This is a genomic window from Marinobacter sp. MIT930201 (genome assembly GCF_047122665.1).
GTDB lineage: Bacteria > Pseudomonadota > Gammaproteobacteria > Pseudomonadales > Oleiphilaceae > Marinobacter > Marinobacter salarius.
The window spans coordinates 1,779,448-1,797,367 of the sequence record NZ_CP138916.1; the positions used below are offsets into that span (position 1 = coordinate 1,779,448).

A 17,920-nucleotide genomic window follows, 5' to 3' on the forward strand; every position below is an offset into this window, starting at 1 on the left:
GGGCTCCCCTTACCGCATGCGGATGGAGAAGTTGGTTTCAGCCACCGCATCGCTGCTGAACCAGCGACAGGTAATGGTCTTGGTCTCGGTGTAGAACTTCACCGCCTGCTTGCCGTAGGCGTGCTGGTCACCGTAGAAGGAGCCTTTCCAGCCAGTGAAGGAGAAGAACGGCAGGGGCACCGGAATGGGCACGTTGATACCCACCTGACCCACTTCGATCTCATGCTGGTAGCGACGTGCTGCTCCACCGGAGCTGGTGAAGATGGAAGTACCGTTACCGTAAGGGCTGTCGTTGACCAGGTTGATGGCATCTTCCAGGGTGTCCACTTCCATGCAGGCCAGAACCGGGCCAAAGATCTCTTCCTTGTAGACATCCATCTCCGGCTTGACCCCGGCGAACAGCGTCGGCCCTACCCAGTTGCCGTCAGGCAGACCATCAACGGTGCAGTTGCGGCCATCCAGCAGCAGCTTGGCGCCTTCTTCCTCACCGCGGGTAATCAGCGATTCCACGCGCTGCTTCGCCTGCTTGCTGATAATCGGCCCATAGTTGGCTCCCTTGTCGTTCCAGGCACCGGGTCTGACCGCAGCCAGGGCTTCCTTCACTTCCGGAATCCACTCCTGGGCCTCGCCCACGAACACGGCCACGGAAATCGCCATGCAACGCTGGCCGGCAGCACCAACCGATGCGCCTACCAGAGCTTTGACCACCTGATTCTTGTCCGCGTCCGGCAGGATCACCATGTGGTTCTTGGCGCCGGCAAAACTCTGTACACGCTTCATGTTACGGGTGCCGGTTTCGTAGATGTAACGGCCCACCGGTACGGAGCCAACGAAGGACACAGCCTTGATGGCCGGATCGGTCAGCAGCACGTCTACCTGTTCTTTACCGCCGTGGACAACCTGCAACACACCCTTGGGGGCGCCTGCTTCTTCAAACAGCTCCGCCAGACGCATCGGGGTCAGCGGGTCCTGCTCGGACGGCTTGAGAATGAAGGTGTTACCGGAGGCAATGGCCATCGGGAACATCCACAGCGGGATCATGGCCGGGAAGTTGAACGGCGTGATACCGGCACAGACACCCAGCGGCTGGGTGTAGGAATATGTGTCGATCTCGCGGGCCACGTTCTCAACGGTTTCACCCATCATCAGTGAGGGGATGTTGGCTGCGTGTTCCACAACCTCGATACCACGCCATACGTCGCCTTTGGCATCCTCGAAGGTTTTGCCGGTTTCGCTGGACAGGATCTCGGCGATTTCATCATGGTGTTCTTTCAGCAGGGCCTGGTAACGCATCATCACCCGGGCGCGCTCGGAGACCGGGACCTCTTTCCAGGTCTTGAACACTTCGCCTGCGTTGTCGATAGCGCGACGCATCTCGGCGTCGGTGGTGCAGGGTGCACGGGCAATCACTTCATTGGTAGCTGGGTCAGTAACGTCAATCCACTGCTCAGTCTGGCTTTGGACGAACTCACCACCGATATAAAGGGGTACGTTTTTCATAGCAATATTCCCTGTCATTGTTGTAGGTCTTTGGGCCTGTGCCCTATGGTTGTCATCGATCCTAGCACAGCCTTCTGCCGCTTAATGATTGACTAAGTTTCGACCATGATGGACTATCTTTCGAATCCATCATGAAACAGGCGCCTACGATGACCAAAACATCACAGTGGCCCGTACCGCCGGACAGCATTCGTTATGTCATCCCTGACCCGGTCATACGCGGCCTGTCACGACACCCGCTGACCCGCGACCTGTACCCGCTCGCCTTCGGTCACTATCGCCGCGCCGCAGGCCACCACATGCACCGGGAGCACCACAATGACGATCTTTTGATCCATTGCACGGAGGGGGAAGCCTACCTGAATGTCGAAGACGAACCCTGCCTGATACGGGCGGGCGACCTGGTGCTGATACCGGCCGGCGCCGCCCACCGATACACCGCCGCACCGGAGAACCCATGGACAATTCATTGGGTGCACTATGCAGGCCCATTGGCGGAACACTTTCGGGAACACATGGGATTTACCGACGGCATCCGCGTTCAGCACATCGGTCGGCAACCCCGATTGCTGGTGGACTTCAACGGCCTGCTTTCGGTACGGCAGACCGGTTTCCGCACCCCCGGCCTGGTCCATGTGGCCAACCGGCTACGCCAGTTGCTGGCGGCCGTCCCCCTGAGCGTCGGCGAGGCCGGCCAGGCGCAGCAGCCAGACCTGGACATCATTCATAACTTCATGCGCGAGCATCTGGATGAGCGCATCACGCTCAATCAACTGGCGGACCTGACGGGGCTCTCACCCGCACACTTTGCCACCCGCTACCGGGCCCTGACCGGCGTCTCCCCGATCCAGCATTTCCTGCACCTGAAAGTGGAACAGGCCTGCCAGTTACTGGACACCACGGACCACTCCTTTACCCAGATCAGTAGCCTTCTGGGCTATGACGACAACTATTATTTTTCGCGACTGTTCAAGAAGGTCATGGGCCAGTCCCCCACCGACTACCGCCACACCCATCGTCATTAACCCTTGATGATATTCCTTTCATAAAAGGAACTTGCGGTTGAGAAACTGACTCACACCCGGAGTTACTGCGTATAGGTTTGAATATTTACCGACAAAGAAGGAACACGGACCATGGCGACTGCAAAAGGCTACGCAGCTGAATCAGCCGACTCAAAGCTGGCCCCCATCAGCTTCGAACGGCGCGAACCGCGCCCGGACGATGTCTCCATCGAGATTGACTACTGCGGGGTCTGCCACACCGATATCCACTTCGCCCAGAACGATTGGGGCGTCACGCAGTTTCCGGTAATTCCCGGCCACGAGATCATTGGCCGTGTCACTGCTGTTGGCTCCGACGTGACAGACTATAAGGTGGGCGATACGGTCGGCGTAGGCTGCATGGTGGATTCCTGCCGTAGCTGTTCCGCCTGCGAATCCGGCCTCGAACAGTATTGCCTGGAAGGCATGACCGCCACCTACAATGGCGAGGACCGTTATGACGGCTCCATCACCTACGGCGGTTATTCCGACCGGGTTGTGGTCAGCGAGCGCTTTGTGGTGAAAGTCCCGGAAAAGCTGGACCCAGCCTCCGCCGCCCCCATTCTCTGCGCAGGCATTACCACCTACTCCCCACTACGCCACTACGGCGTTCGACCTGGCGACAAAGTGGGCGTTATCGGCATGGGCGGCCTCGGCCATATGGGCGTGAAATTCGCCAAGGCCCTGGGCGCGGAGGTCACCATCTTCACTCGCTCCGAAAGCAAGGTGGCCGAGGCGAAGAAACAGGGCGCCGACCATGTTGTCGTCTCCACCGACGACAGCCAGATGGAAGCTGCCGCCGAATCCTTCGATTTCATGCTGGATACCGTGCCGGTACAGCATGACCTGAATCCGTACCTGAACTGCCTGACGTTCGACGGCACCCACATCCTCGTGGGTTTACTGGAACCGGTCGATCCGCCCCTGGAAGCCGGCGGCCTGGTATTCAAGCGCCGCGTGCTGGCAGGCTCTCTCATCGGCGGTATGCCCGAAACCCAGGAAGTGCTGGACTTCTGCGCCGATCACGGCATCACCTGTGACGTGGAAATGCTCGACATCAAAAACATCAACGAAGCCTACGAGCGCATGAAGAAAGGCGATGTGAAGTACCGTTTCGTGATCGACATGAAGACACTGAAAGCCGCATAACCAAACGGCCAGCCGCCAGCCACGCTCTGCCGGCGCTGGCGGCTGCGGCTGCCCCCTGTTAGCTTATGCACTAAGAAACGACACACAAAGCTTACTGATCGTAACGTCCCTGGGGGCGTACTCTGTGAAACTGCGAAAATCCGTCACCAGGGATGACTATGGGATTTACCGTTCACCTGCCGACTTTGCTGCTGCTTTCTGTCGCGATCAATCTGTTGATCGGTGGGTTGTTGTGGGCCATTTTCCGGCTGCGTTCCCGCCAGCATTGTTTCCGGTTGTGGGCACTGGCGTGTATGACCTTCGCGGTGGGAACCCTGTTCGCAGGTACACGCGCCTTTATCGATACGCCCTGGATCACCGTGTTCCTGGCTCACCTGTTTCTCGGCCTTTCCCCGTTGCTGGTATTGGCGGGCCTGCAGCGCTTCTCCGGCAGTGCATCGCGTAAAACCCGCCGCTCCCGCCATGCTCTGCGCTTATCCGCGGCCTGTTATCTGCTGATCCTGCTGCTCACCTTCCAAGGCGATCCGCTGAATGCCCGCCTGCTAACAGCCCTGTTCTCGGCTGCCATTTTCAGCTTTGCGGTCTACACCCTGTCGAAACTGGATACCACACCGTCACTGCCCGTCAGGATTCTGAAAGTGCTGTTTACCATGCATGGGGTACTGATGATGTCCCAGGCACTGGTGATCGGCATGGACTGGCTTGGCCTGAACCAGGCCAATACCGGTTTCGTGCTGCAGTTAATCCTCGTCAACCATATTCTGCTGGCTACCGCGACGACCCTGGCACTGCCATTGCTGGCCTTTACCCATTCCGAACAGCGCCTGAGAGTGATGGCGGAGCGCGACGGCCTGACCGGGCTATACAACCGCCGCTCCCTGTTCCGGGAAGGCATCCGGGCCTTTGACCAGGCGACACAGTCCCAGACGCAGCTGGCCGTACTGATGTTGGACCTGGATCACTTCAAACAAGTCAACGACCGCTGGGGACATGCAGCCGGAGATGACGCCCTCCGCCTGGTCGCACGCACGCTGAAAAACGAACTCAGGGATGACGACATCATTGGCCGTGTCGGGGGAGAAGAGTTTGCGATGGTGCTTCGCATCACCGGTGATGACGACGTGCGCATCATCACCCGCCGTCTGCTGGACACCATCGCCACCAACGGCCAGGAAATAGACGGGTTGCCACTGTACATCTCCGCCAGCATAGGGGGTGTTGAAAAAGCCGGCCATCACAAAACCTTCGCAGATATGATGATCGAAGCCGACGCGGCGCTATACAATGCCAAGGACAAGGGCCGGAACCGGGCAGAATTCGGAAGACTGACGCCGGAGACCAGCGTTAGCTGAAACGGCCCGACAACAATAATTCGTTGGAGGCCATGTGACACCCCCACCCGTATACTCTCAAGCCAGCGGTCATGTGCTGACCATTGTTCTCGCCCGCCCGGAGAAACGAAACGCCGTCGACCGCGAAACTGCCAACGCCCTGCGCCAGGCGTTCACCGACTTTGAGGCTGATGACACCCTCAAGGTGGCTGTGCTCTGGGGCGAGGGTGGCAATTTTTGCGCCGGCGCCGATCTGGAAGCCGTCGGCGATCCGGAGCGCCGCAACGAGATCGAGCCAACCGGAACAGCCCACGGTCCAATGGGCCCTTCCCGCATGTCATTGTCGAAGCCGGTGATCGCTGCCGTATCCGGCTACGCCGTGGCCGGGGGACTGGAGCTGGCACTGATGTGTGACCTGCGAGTCGTAGAGGAATCCGCCACCTTCGGCGTGTTCTGCCGCCGCTGGGGGGTACCGCTGATCGATGGAGGCACCGTGCGCCTGCCACGCATTGTTGGCCACGGCAACGCCATGGATATGATTCTGACCGGTCGACCGGTCAATGCGGAAGAAGCCAAGGCGATGGGGCTTGCAAATCGGGTGGTGCCTGATGGACAGGCGCGATACGCAGCAGAAGCTCTTGCCGCCGACATTGCAGCGTTCCCGCAGAAGTGCCTGCGCGCCGACCGACACTCCGCCATTCACCAGTGGGACCTGGAACTGTCCGAAGCCTTGGCGGCGGAAGGCGCTGGCGGCTATCCTGTGGTGTTCGAGGAAGCCATCGAGGGCGCCGGCCGGTTTTCCGCTGGTGCCGGACGCCATGGTGTTTTCCGCGATGGTGTTTTCTATAGTCCCGACGAACCCGGCGAGCCATCATGAGACTGGTCTGCATATCCGACACCCACAGCATGCACCGCCAGGTGGTGGTGCCCGATGGCGACGTGCTGATCCACGCCGGCGACTGCCTGGGAGTGGGCACCCTTGAGGAACTCGAGGACCTGGACAACTGGTTTTCCGAACAGCCCCACCGCCACAAGATCCTGATTGCCGGCAACCACGACTGGTGCCTGCAGGATGAGCCTGCGGACGCCGAAGCACTGATCAGGAACGCCGTTTACCTTCGGGACAGAAGTATCGACATCGAAGGACTGAAATTCTGGGGCAGCCCCTGGACACCGATCTTTTTCGACTGGGCATTCAACCTCGAGCGTGGAGCGCCCATTGCGGAGCGCTGGGCACAGATACCGTCAGACACTGACGTTCTTATCACCCATGGTCCGCCAGCAGGCATCCTCGATAAGGTGAACGAGTCACTGGCGGTAGGCTGTAGCGATCTGGCCAGGGAGCTGGAACGGCTTACGCTCAAACTCCACATCTTCGGGCATATCCACGAAAGCTATGGCCAGCAAATGCTGAATGACTGCCTGCATGTCAACGCCAGCACCTGCACCGGCCAGTTCAAGCCGCTGAACCCACCGATTGTCGTGGATATCTGACGCCCAGCCATGCCCCTCGCATCAGACCAGCAGACTCACATTCCCGGCACCGCGGACCTGGACAATCCGCTGTACTATCTTGAGAACTTCGAGACAGTGGTGCGCTGGGTCCGGCGTTTTCACAGCGATCTGCTGACCGCCGATGAAATCGGAAAGGTAGATGGCCTGCTGAGCTTGGATCAGCCGGCAAGGGCACTGCTGGCTCGTATGGTCATGCGCACCGGCGACCTGTTCCGGGTGGAGAAGTTCAACTACCCGGAGATCGGTGTACCGGTGAATGACGCCGTGAGCGCGCTCGCCACCAAAGGCTGGATTGAGGACAATCCGAGCGTTCCCCTTGCCGAGCTGTTTCGCCTGTTCACGCTCGGCGAGCTTCGCACTGCCCTCGCTAACCAGATCTCAGCGGCCGGCCTGCCAGCGACGGCCGCCAAGGGTCTTCTGAAAGACACCCTGATTCCACTGCATCCCGACATCGCTCCTGTGGACCTCTGGCTACCAGACGTCTCCACACAGGTAATCCGCCTGAACCACATGGCCCTGTTTGACCGACTGCGGCTGATGTTTTTCGGCAACCTGCGCCAGAGCTGGTCCGATTTCGTACTGGTGGAGCTGGGCCACCAGCAGTATGAACAGGTACCGCTTTCTGCCGAGTCCCGGGCTTTTGACGAACGTGACGACGTGGATCGTTATCTGGTGATGCACCACTGCCGGGAACGCCTGGATCAGGGCGAGGCGCCAGAAACGGTATGGCAGGACATCCCCACGGCCGATGAGAATGCCTGGTTGGAAAGCCGGCGCGGCCGCTTGCTGTTCGAACTGGGCAAGCTGGCGGAGCGCGGCGGTAACACCGAGCTGGCGTTGAAGGCCTATCGCCTCAGTGGGCACCGCGAATCACGGCTGCGCCAGCTACGCCTTCTGGAACGGCTGAAGCAACACCACGAGGCCTGGAAGATTGCCCAGGCCGCCACCGACGAACCCAGGTTTGGCGCCGAGGAACGCGGACTCGAACGCATCCTGACGCGGTTGGCGAAGAAACTGGGAGAGGCGCTACCCCAGCAAAGCGAACGCCCGCAACTGACGGCGTTCACCCTGGAACTGGACAATCCGGACGGCCAATCGGTGGAGTGGGCGGCCATGCAACACCTGAGCGAACCCGACACCCCCGTTGCCTATGTGGAAAACACCCTCATCAATGGCCTGTTTGGCCTGCTCTGCTGGCCCGCCCTGTTCGAACCATTGCCCGGCGCATTCTTCCATCCCTTTCACACCGGGCCGGTGGACCTGTACCGGGAGGATTTTGTAGAACGTCGTCAGGCACTGTTTGACGACTGCCTCGGCACGCTGGCCTCTGACAATTACAAAACCCGAATCCGCGATACCTGGCAGGAAAAACAGGGCATCGCGTCGCCGTTTGTGATCTGGCCAATACTCTCGGAGGAATTGCTTGAAATGGCGCTGACGTGCATCCCGGCCCAACACCTGGAGCGGATGTTCCGGCGCCTGCTGGGCAACCTGCGCGAACACCGCAGCGGCTTTCCTGACCTGATCCGCTTTCGGCCCGACCACAACGACCCAAACCGGCGCTATGAAATGATCGAGGTCAAAGGCCCTGGCGACCGCCTGCAGGATCATCAGACCCGATGGCTTGAGTTCTGCGTTGACCACGGCATTCCCGTCTCCGTCTGCTATGTGCGCTGGACCGACCGATGACCGACCTCAACGTCGCGGTACGAACGCTGTGTGAATTCGCCGCCCGCAAGGGCGATCTGGACCTGCGCTACACCCCGGCGCCCACGTCGGAAGAAGGCATTGCCGGCCACGGTGCGGTGCAGGCCCGTCGCGGGCCGAGGTATCAAAGCGAAGTGGCGCTGGCCGGCCAATGCGGCAAACTGATGGTCAGCGGGCGGGCCGACGGTTATGACCCGATCGCCGGCCGCCTGGAGGAAATCAAGACCCACCGCGGTGACCTGTCCCGGGTACGGGAAGCCCAGCGCAATCTACACCGTGCACAATTGCGGGCCTATGGAGCACTACTGTGCCGACAGGAAAAGTTGAGCCAGATCGATCTCGCCCTGATCTACTACGATGTCGGCAAGGACAAGGAAACCCCCATCACCGAAACCGCCCTCGCAGAGGAACTGTGGCAGGAGCTGGAACAGCTCTGTGAACACTACAGCGATTGGGCTGAACAGGAAGCCAATCACCGGCATGAAAGGGATCTGGCGCTAAAAAACCTGGCCTTTCCCTTCCCGGACTTCCGACCTCAGCAGCGCGCCCTGGCGGAAACCGTCTACAGGAACAGCGTCCGTCAACAGACATTGTTGCTGGAAGCACCCACCGGCCTAGGCAAGACGCTTGGCACCCTTTTCCCGGCCCTGATGGCGATGCCCACGGCCAGACAGGACCGCCTGTTCTACCTGACCAGCCGCAATACCGCCCGGCAACTGGCCGTCGATGCCGTTCACCTGTTGCGGGAAAAGCAACCCGGCCCGTTGCCCCTGCGAACCCTGGAACTGGTGGCCAAGGATCATGCCTGCGAGCACCCGGACAAGGCGTGCCATGGGGACGCCTGCCCGCTGGCGAAGGGCTTCTTCGACCGGTTGCCGGCGGCCCGTAAGGACGCCGCCAATCACAGCGGCGCCCTGACCCAGATGGTACTGGCGGACATTGCCCGCCAGCACGGTATCTGCCCCTATTTTCTGGCGCAGGAAATGGCCCGCTGGTGCGATGTGGTGGTGGCCGATGTAAACCGGATGTTCGACCAGTCCGCCCTGCTCCATGCCCTGGTTCGGCAGAACGACTGGAAAGCCAGCCTGCTGGTCGACGAGGCTCACAACCTGGTGGACCGCGCCCGCGGCATGTACTCCGTGGAGCTGAGCCAGGCACATCTGCTGCGGGTTCGGAAACAGTCGCCCAAGGCTTTGAAATCAAAACTCGATGGCGTGTCTCGGGCGTGGCAATCGGTGATCCGCGACCATTGCCCCGACATCAGCCGTGAGCCGGTGATACTGGACAATCTTCCGGGTTCACTGACCGGCGCTCTGAATCGACTGGTCTCCGCCATTACCGACTACCTGGCGGACCATCCGCCGGACCTTGTCCTGCAGGAACTGTTGTTCGAAAGCCTGGCCTTCACCAAACTGGCGGAGGTGTTTGGCGATCATTCCCTGTGCGAGCTGATCAGGCCGGCGAGGGGAAAGGCCAGACTCACCATCCAGAACCTGATCCCGGCGGACTTCCTGGCCCCGCGCTTCGAAGCCGCCGACAGCACGCTGATGTTTTCCGCGACCCTGTCGCCTGGTGTCTATTACCGGGACCTGCTGGGCATGCCGGAGGACACCTGCTTCCGCTCCCTGCCGGGCCCCTTTACCCGCGACCAGCTTGAGGTGAATTTCACCCCGGACATCAGCACCCGGCGGCCGGACCGGGAACGCTCGCTGACGCCCATCGCGGAACTGATCCACCGGCAATACCAGCAGCGGCCCGGCAACTACCTGGCGTTTTTCAGCAGCTTTTCCTATCTCAACCGGGTACAAGAGACTCTTCTGCAACAGGCGCCCGACCTGCCGCTTCGAGCCCAGCGCCCCGGCATGTCCGCAGAGGAGCGCACGGCGTTTCTCAAGGCCTTCCATGAGGACAATACCGGCGTCGCCCTGGCCGTACTCGGGGGCGTGTTCAGTGAGGGCATCGACCTGCCCGGCGACCGCCTCATCGGCGCTTTCGTGGCAACGCTCGGCCTGCCGCCCTTCGACAATTGGCATGAAATCCTGCGCCAGCGGCTCGAGCAACGCTTCGGTGCCGGCCACGCCTATACCTACCTGATTCCCGGCCTGCAGAAAGTCGCCCAGGCCGCCGGCCGGGTTATCCGAACGCCGGAGGACACCGGCGTGATCTGGCTGATCGATGACCGCTTCCTGCAACCGCAGATCCGCAACCTGCTGCCAGCCTGGTGGGCCTAGGTCGGTTCCACGGCAGGCTTCCCCTGGCACATCATCAAGCCAATGGTCAGCAGGCAAAAGGCGGCGCCAGCGTAAAACGTAAGCGCGGGGCCAGCCCAGGTCCATAGCAGTCCCGCAACCGCACTGGCCAGAAACAGGGCAACACCGCCAACCAGATTGAAAAAGCCAAACGCTGTGCCTCGCAGCGCTTTCGGTGCAGTGTGAGCAACCATCGTCGCGAGCAGCCCCTGTGTCATCCCCATGTGCAGACCCCAGATAACAGAGCCGACAAGCGTCCAAAGCCAGTGGTTACCCAGTGCCAACACCAGGTCCGCTACGAACAATACCACCAGCCCCATGATCAGTAGCTGGCGATGGTCCATGCGGTCAGAAAGTTTGCCAAACGGGTAAGCCGACAAAGAATAGGCAATGTTCATGACCACCAGAACGACGGGCAGCCAGGCAACGTCCAGGCCACCGTCTTCCGCCCGCAACAGCAGGAAGGCCTCGCTGAACCGCGCCAGGGTAAACACGGCACCAATTGCCACCACCGCCCAGTAGGCACGGCTCAGCTGCTTCAGGCTCGCACGGCTTATGGGATTGGTACGCCTTTCGGTGATGGGCTTTTCCGGTTCGCGAATACCAACCACCAACAACAACACTGCCAACGCGGCGGGTATCACTGCCACCCAGAACACCGCCTGATAGTCGTTTTGCCAAAGCAGCATCAGGCCGATCGCCAGCAGGGGGCCGAGAAACGCCCCCACAGTGTCCAGGGATTGACGCAGGCCATAGGCCGCCCCTCGTATTTCAGGGGGTGCGAGATCGGCCACCAAGGCGTCTCGAGGCGCACCCCTGATCCCCTTTCCCACACGATCAGTAAGCCGGGCCGCCAGAATCCATCCCAGCCCTGGTGCGAGGGCAAATACTGGCTTGGTCAGTGCGCCCAGACCATACCCTATAACAGCCAACCCCTTGCGCTTACCGAGGTAGTCACTCAGCGCGCCCGAGAACACCTTGATGATAGGCGCTGTCGCTTCCGCCGCGCCTTCGATCAGCCCCACCATCAGAGCACTGGCGCCGAGAACGGAAACCAGATAGATCGGCAACAGACTGTGAATAATCTCCGATGAAATATCCATCAGCAGGCTGACAAAGCCGAGGATCCAGATGCCCGTGGGTAGCTGGCGTTTGGCAAGCGTGGATGTCGTCACATATGTTCCTTGATGATGCGAAGAAGCCTTTTCGAAAGCGGATAATTGTGCCTCAAATGCAAATGGATATCGATATCATTAATGACTGATTCATAAAACCAACATCCCCTCGTCACAGTCCTTTCCCAGACTGGAACAGGCGGCGCCGATCGCCCCCGACAACTTCAATGACCAATCAGGGAAAGAACCATGACGATAAAACAGTGTGCATTTGCTACCGCCATTGCCAGTGCCATCGCCACCTATGCCGGGCCGGTGGCCAGTGCGGAACCAGGCAACCCCGGCTTGCCGGATATGGCCTGTGGTAATCCCGCAAGCCTGATCTCCGACATTCAGGGCGCCGGTGACGTCAGCCCGCTTGACGATGAAAATCTGGTTGTGGAGGCCATCGTAACCGCCGCGTTCAACGGCGATGACGGTCTGGGTGGTTTTTACATTGAAGCCGCGGCGGACCAGCGCGATAGCAACCCCAGCACGTCAGAAGGTCTGTTTGTCTATGCGCCGGGCGAGAGCGTCACGGTCGGCCAGCGTCTGAGGATCGCCGGCGAGGTCACCGAATTCGGCAACCTGACCGAACTCACCAATGTGACGAACCTTGCCGACTGTGGCACGGCGCCACTTCCAGCCCCCATCAACATCACACTGCCCTGGGCCTCCGCCAATGCCCCGGAAGCCTTTGAGTCCATGCGCGTCCGCTTCAACGAGCCGCTAACCGTCAACGACAACTACGACCTGGGCCGTTTTGGCAGCCTGACCCTGGGAAGTGGCCGGCACTTCATTCCAACCAGCGTCGCAGAGCCTGGGGAAGACGCCGCGACTGTCGAAGAGCTCAATGCCCTGGACCGGCTGATCCTGGATGACGGCAGCAATCGCCAGAACCCGGCAATGGTGCCCTATCCATCACCAGAACTGAGTGCAACCGCCACCGTTCGCGCCGGTGACACCGTGAACGACCTGATCGGGGTGCTCGACTATCGGTTTTCCGAGTGGCGCCTGCAGCCGCTGTCAGCTCCCAGCTTCGCACAGAGCAACCCGCGCACATCCAGCCCCGAACTGGAAGCCAGCGGCAACCTCGTGGTCGCCTCCTTCAACGTACTGAACTATTTCAATGGTGACGGCATGGGCGGTGGCTTCCCCACCGCACGCGGCGCCGATGATGCTGAAGAGCTGAGCCGTCAGACAGCCAAGCTGGTTAGTGCCATCAACGCGCTGAACGCCGACATCGTGGGCGTGATGGAAATTGAAAACGACGGCTACGGCGACAACAGCGCGATTGCGCAACTGGCAGACAGCCTCGGCGGCAACTGGTCCTACGTTGACCCGGGCCTGCCAAAGCTGGGCGGAGACGCCATCGCGGTGGGCTTCCTCTACAACGCCGACCGGGTGGAAACCGTTGGTGACGCAGCAACACTCGCCACCGCGCCGTTTGACGATCTGAACCGCCAGCCGCTGGCCCAGACTTTCCGCGCTACCGACAGCAACGATGCGGTGGTCATTGCCGTTAACCACTTCAAGTCCAAGGGCTGTGGCAGCGCCGACGGTGCCAACGCTGATCAGGGTGACGGACAGGGGTGCTGGAACCCGGCTCGCACCCAGGCCTCAAACGCACTGGTAAGCTGGCTGGCCTCAGACCCCACCGGTACTGGCGAGGAAGACGTACTGATCATCGGTGACCTGAATGCCTACGCCAAAGAAGACCCGATCCGCGCACTCGCCAACAACGGCTATACCGATCTGGTCGCTCAGGCGGATGGGGAAAGCGCATATTCCTACGTGTTCTTCGGCCAGGCCGGTTACCTCGACCACAGCCTTGCCAACACCTCACTGGCGCCGAAAGTGGCCGACACCGCGGTGTGGCACATTAACGCGGATGAGCCCCGAGCCCTCGACTACAACACCGACTTCAAGTCGCCGGAACAGCAGGCCAGCTTCTACGCCCCAGACAGTTATCGCGCCTCCGATCATGACCCGGTGATTATCGCCCTGAACATGGACTCCGCTTCGTTGTTCGACCGAGCCGACCTTAACGGCGATGGCCGCATCAACGGCCGCGACGTTGCCCGGTTCATCCTGGCACGCTTGTTCGGCAAGGCCTCCGTTGAGCACTATGACGTCAACATGGATGGGCAGGTTAACTTTCAGGATTTGAAGGCCATTCTGGAAGCAGCTCGCACGCGCTGACAACGAGCTGTACCCGTTAACGCCCGCCTCCGAGCGGGCGTTTCTTATTTCGGCAACAAAAGCATCACATCACTGACATCCGGGAAGCGGAACATGCGGGGGATAAATCAAACACAGGAGCAAGGAAATGATCCGTAAGTCAGCCTGGGTAGTACTCCCTCTCGTCGCACTGGTCGGTTGTGACAGCGACGATGACGACAACAGCAGCAACGATAACACCGCCAGCCCGCTGAGCCTGAACGTTCTCCACATCAACGATCACCACTCACACCTTGAAAGCGGCTCGCAGTCCCTGACCATCGCCGGGCAGGAAACCGAGTTCTCCGCCGGGGGCTTCCCCCGAGTTGCCGCCAAGATCGCCGAGCGTGAGATGGCCCTGGATAATGTGCTGAAACTGCACGCCGGCGATGCCATCACCGGCACTTTGTACTTCACCTCCTACGAAGGTGAAGCCGATGCCGAGCTGATGAACCTGGTGTGTTTCGACGCCTTTGCGCTGGGCAACCACGAGTTCGACCGTGGCGATGAAGGCCTGAAGAAGTTCCTGGATTTCCTCGCCAGCGGCAGTTGCCAGACGCCGGTTCTGGCAGCCAACGTAGTGCCCCAGGTTGGCACTCCCCTGGCCCCGACCGCTGTTGACGATTACATCAAACCCTATGTGGTGAAGGAGGTCGCCGGCCAGAAAGTGGGTATTGTCGGCATCGACATCGCCAACAAGACCCGGAACAGCTCCAGCCCGCTGGACACCACACAATTCCTGGACGAAACCGAGAGCGCCCAGGAAGCCATTAACGAATTGGAGGCCGATGGCGTCAACAAGATCATCCTGCTAACTCACTACCAGTACGAAAATGATCTGGTACTGGCCGGAGCCCTGTCCGGTGTGGACGTGATCATTGGCGGCGATTCCCACTCCCTGCTGGGTGACTTCGACGACTTCGGCCTGACGTCCTCCGGAGCCTATCCCACCGAGTTGACCAACGCCGACGGTGACAAGGTTTGTGTCGCGCAGGCCTGGCAGTATTCCCAGGTGGTGGGTGAACTCAATGTTCAATGGAACGCAGACGGCGTGGTGGAATCCTGTGTCGGTGTGCCTCACCTGCTATTGGGCGACGACATTGTCCGTGAAGACGGCGGTGGTAACGAATACACACCCGAAGGTGCGGAATTGCAGGCGATCATGGACGCCGTCGAATCTGCTCCGCAGTTGAGCATCGTCACCGAAGACGCCACCGTGGCAAACGCCCTGGCCAATTACACCCAGCAACTGGACACCTTCCGCAATGAGGTGGTGGGTACCGCAACCGAAGACCTCTGCCTGGAGCGCATTCCCGGCCAGGGCACCAGCAGCCTGCCCAGCTGCGCAGGCACGACAGGAGCGCGCGGAGGTGACATCCCCAATGTGGTGGCCCAGGCTTTCCTGTTCCAGAGCAAGAATGCCGATGTGTCGATCCAGAACGCCGGCGGAGTGCGCACCGACATTGAGGCCGGTGACATCACCATTGGCGACAGCTACACGCTGTTGCCGTTTGCCAATACCCTGGTCGATCTGACCATGACAGGCGCCGAAATCCGCCAGGTGCTGAACGAAGCTGTCGCCTTTGCCCATGCGCCCGATGGCTCCACCGGTGCCTACCCTTACGCCGCCGGCTTACGCTGGAACGTGGACATGAACCGCGCCGAGGGTGACCAACTGTACAACATCGAAGTGAAAGGCCGCGACGAGACCCAATGGCGCGCCCTCACCGATGGTGAAACCCTGAACGTGGTCACCAACAGTTTCACCGGTGGCGGACGGGACGGTTATGTGACCTTCGGCACCGTCACCGACGACGGCCGCTCGGAGGACACCTTCCTCGACTACGCCCAGTCCTTCGTGGACTACGTCAGCGAGCAGGGCACCATCAGCAAACCCGCGATGGATGACTACTCGACCCAGTCCTACACGCCACCAGCACCGTAACGGCAACCATCCCCTGGCCCGCTTCATAGCGGGCCGGTTTTTGTTATGCTGCCGGATAGTTCAAACCCGGAGCATTCAATGTCGCAGAATTCCAGCGCCCAATTCCCTGTCTATTCCCTTCTTGAGCTGGCCTCCGTTCGCGAAGGCGATTCCGTGGGGCAGACCCTGGCCAACAGCGTGGCCTACGCCCGCCATGCGGAAAGCCTGGGCTTTAACCGCTTCTGGCTGGCCGAGCATCACAACATGGAAGGCATCAGCAGTTCCGCAACGGCCGTACTGGTCGGGCACATTGCCGGTGCTACCGGCACTCTCCGGGTAGGGTCCGGGGGTATCATGCTGCCCAACCATCCGCCGCTGGTAATCGCCGAGCAGTTCGGCACCCTGGAAAGCCTCTATCCCGGCCGAATTGACCTTGGCCTGGGCCGAGCTCCGGGCACCGACCCCATAACCAGCCGGGCGCTGCGCCGGGACGGCCTCGGGGCAGAACAGTTCCCCGAGGATGTCGCGCGTCTGCAGTCTTTGCTGGGGCCACTCCAGCCGGGGCAGCCGGTCAAGGCCATTCCCGGCGCCGGCACCAATGTGCCCATCTGGCTGCTGGGTTCCAGCCTTTACAGCGCTCAGCTTGCCGCGATGCGGGGGCTACCCTACGCCTTTGCCGGCCACTTCGCGCCCCGGCTTTACCGCGAGGCGATCCAGACTTACCGGGACAACTTCCAGCCTTCGGATCAACTGGACAAACCCTATGTGATTCTGGCCGTTCCGGCCGTGCCAGCGGACACCGACGAGGAGGCCCAGTTCCTGGCTACCACCAGTTACCAGCGCATTCTTTCCCTGTTCCGAGGACAACCACTGTGGATGCGCCCCCCGGTCAAGTCCATGGAAGGTTTATGGAACAGCGGTGAGCAGGCAGGCGTGAAGGACTTCCTGTCGCTGCAGTTGCTGGGCAGTGAGGACACTCTCCGGGAGCAGCTAGATCGGTTATTGCAGACTGTGGACGTGGACGAACTGATGTTTACCGTGGATCTGTACGACCCCGAGAAACGGCGGCACGCGCTGGATATCCTGGCCGCCACCCGACACTGACCTCTTACCGGAGACAACCATGGCCACGCCCGAATTTCATGTTTTCCTGTCCCACGGCCTGGAAAGTGGCCCTGGAGGCACCAAAGTACAGGCGCTGAAAGCCGAAGCGGAAACCTTTCCCGGTGTAACCGCGATTGCCGTGGATCATCGCAGCACGAAAGATCCCGCCGAACGCCTCACACAGATGAGAGAAGCCATCACCGAGGCGGGTGCCGCCCCGGAAAGAACCATCCTGGCCGGGTCCAGCATGGGAGGCTGGGTGTGTGCTCGCACCAGTGCAGAAACACCGGTACTGGGGTGCTTCCTTCTGGCGCCGGCTTTGGCGATGTCGGCCTATCCGCAATCCAGCCCCCGGATTCAGGCCCGGCACACCCAGATCATTCACGGCTGGGACGACGATGTGGTGCTGCCGATGCCGGTGATTGAGCTGGCACGGGAGCAGAAGTTGCCGTTGCTGGCACTTCCGGACGGACACCGCCTGGAAAACAGCCTGGCGCGGCTGGTGATCGAATTCAGGGGCTTCATGACCGACTGTCTGTCTGACGCCTGACGACCGGCGCCTTATTTCATCCGTGAGGCTTCGAACACTGCCAACTCTTCGCCGGCTTCACCCAACAACCGAAGCTCGATGCCTTCGAGATTGACACCAACGGTCTTCGCCAGGGCCGCGAACAGCAACTGTTCCGTCTGATTATCCGGGCAGGCCCTGCGAGTGCTGCTCATGGAATCAAACAGCAGGTTCTCACCCGTGACCTGATAGTTACCCATGTATTGATTGCAGCCACTGAAGCCACTTACCCGGCCGTCGTCCAGAAACAGAATGTGGGGTTTCTGGTCGGCGTTGGTTTCTGACACCGGTTCACCCCCGATGCTCAACAGCTGCCAATAGGTGTTGGTCAACGGCATCGCCACGATGTCATCGGCTGAACGGCTGGTAGCAGGTGACCCGACGCAACCGGCCAGGAAAAGCAGAGCAAACAGAATTGCCACATGCCCGGGTACCGACACGACTCCTCTCATGTGC

The 17,920-nt window shown here is 60.5% G+C and carries 14 protein-coding genes; 11 read left to right on the top strand and 3 right to left on the bottom strand.

Annotation, left to right across the window (positions count from 1 at the left end; all coding sequences use genetic code 11):
• Positions 1–9: 9 nt before the first annotated feature.
• The gene (locus SIC19_RS08320; RefSeq protein ID WP_075195413.1) at positions 10–1,500 is read right to left on the bottom strand and encodes a CoA-acylating methylmalonate-semialdehyde dehydrogenase; all 1,491 of its coding nucleotides are present in this window, start codon (positions 1,498–1,500) and stop codon (positions 10–12) included.
• Between the two features lie 149 nt (positions 1,501–1,649).
• Here SIC19_RS08320 and SIC19_RS08325 point away from each other — a divergent pair, with 149 nt between their 5' ends.
• The 7 genes from SIC19_RS08325 to SIC19_RS08355 all read left to right on the top strand — a co-directional run bounded on the left by SIC19_RS08325 (position 1,650) and on the right by SIC19_RS08355 (position 10,476).
• Positions 1,650–2,525: an AraC family transcriptional regulator gene (locus tag SIC19_RS08325; protein WP_041333627.1), complete on the top strand. Its 876-nt coding sequence runs from the start codon at positions 1,650–1,652 to the stop codon at positions 2,523–2,525.
• A gap of 111 nt (positions 2,526–2,636) precedes the next feature.
• On the top strand, positions 2,637–3,692 hold the full coding sequence (locus SIC19_RS08330; protein ID WP_075195414.1) for an NAD(P)-dependent alcohol dehydrogenase: 1,056 nt from the start codon (positions 2,637–2,639) through the stop codon (positions 3,690–3,692).
• Between the two features lie 158 nt (positions 3,693–3,850).
• The gene (locus SIC19_RS08335; RefSeq protein WP_041333625.1) at positions 3,851–5,044 is read left to right on the top strand and encodes a sensor domain-containing diguanylate cyclase; all 1,194 of its coding nucleotides are present in this window, start codon (positions 3,851–3,853) and stop codon (positions 5,042–5,044) included.
• 34 nt (positions 5,045–5,078) lie between these two features.
• Positions 5,079–5,900, top strand: coding sequence for a crotonase/enoyl-CoA hydratase family protein (locus SIC19_RS08340; protein ID WP_127402304.1), 822 nt, complete (start codon positions 5,079–5,081; stop codon positions 5,898–5,900).
• The gene (locus SIC19_RS08345) at positions 5,897–6,517 is read left to right on the top strand and encodes a metallophosphatase domain-containing protein (protein WP_041333624.1); all 621 of its coding nucleotides are present in this window, start codon (positions 5,897–5,899) and stop codon (positions 6,515–6,517) included. The genes SIC19_RS08340 and SIC19_RS08345 overlap by 4 nt, the downstream gene beginning before the upstream one ends.
• Positions 6,518–6,526: 9 nt before the next feature.
• Positions 6,527–8,227, top strand: coding sequence for a VRR-NUC domain-containing protein (locus tag SIC19_RS08350; RefSeq protein ID WP_041333623.1), 1,701 nt, complete (start codon positions 6,527–6,529; stop codon positions 8,225–8,227).
• Positions 8,224–10,476, top strand: a complete 2,253-nt coding sequence (locus SIC19_RS08355) for an ATP-dependent DNA helicase (protein WP_127402305.1) — start codon at positions 8,224–8,226, stop codon at positions 10,474–10,476. The genes SIC19_RS08350 and SIC19_RS08355 overlap by 4 nt, the downstream gene beginning before the upstream one ends.
• On the opposite strand, the gene SIC19_RS08360 is transcribed toward SIC19_RS08355, so the two are convergent.
• Positions 10,473–11,669, bottom strand: coding sequence for an MFS transporter (locus SIC19_RS08360; protein ID WP_127402306.1), 1,197 nt, complete (start codon positions 11,667–11,669; stop codon positions 10,473–10,475). The two genes, SIC19_RS08355 and SIC19_RS08360, sit on opposite strands and share 4 nt — an antisense overlap.
• Before the next feature lie 189 nt (positions 11,670–11,858).
• Between SIC19_RS08360 and SIC19_RS08365 the strand changes: the two genes are divergently transcribed.
• The 4 genes from SIC19_RS08365 to SIC19_RS08380 all read left to right on the top strand — a co-directional run bounded on the left by SIC19_RS08365 (position 11,859) and on the right by SIC19_RS08380 (position 17,446).
• Positions 11,859–13,850: an ExeM/NucH family extracellular endonuclease gene (locus SIC19_RS08365; RefSeq protein ID WP_127402307.1), complete on the top strand. Its 1,992-nt coding sequence runs from the start codon at positions 11,859–11,861 to the stop codon at positions 13,848–13,850.
• Positions 13,851–13,977: 127 nt separating this feature from the next.
• Positions 13,978–15,813 carry an NAD nucleotidase gene (gene nadN / locus SIC19_RS08370; RefSeq protein WP_127402308.1) on the top strand — a complete coding sequence of 612 codons (1,836 nt, stop codon included), beginning with the start codon at positions 13,978–13,980 and terminating at the stop codon, positions 15,811–15,813.
• A gap of 78 nt (positions 15,814–15,891) precedes the next feature.
• A complete protein-coding gene (locus SIC19_RS08375; RefSeq protein ID WP_286810071.1) occupies positions 15,892–16,896 on the top strand; it encodes an LLM class flavin-dependent oxidoreductase in 1,005 nt (334 codons plus the stop codon).
• Between the two features lie 19 nt (positions 16,897–16,915).
• The gene (locus tag SIC19_RS08380) at positions 16,916–17,446 is read left to right on the top strand and encodes an alpha/beta fold hydrolase (RefSeq protein ID WP_127402310.1); all 531 of its coding nucleotides are present in this window, start codon (positions 16,916–16,918) and stop codon (positions 17,444–17,446) included.
• Between the two features lie 11 nt (positions 17,447–17,457).
• On the opposite strand, the gene SIC19_RS08385 is transcribed toward SIC19_RS08380, so the two are convergent.
• The gene (locus tag SIC19_RS08385) at positions 17,458–17,916 is read right to left on the bottom strand and encodes an META domain-containing protein (RefSeq protein WP_075195423.1); all 459 of its coding nucleotides are present in this window, start codon (positions 17,914–17,916) and stop codon (positions 17,458–17,460) included.
• Between the last annotated feature and the right edge of the window lie 4 nt (positions 17,917–17,920).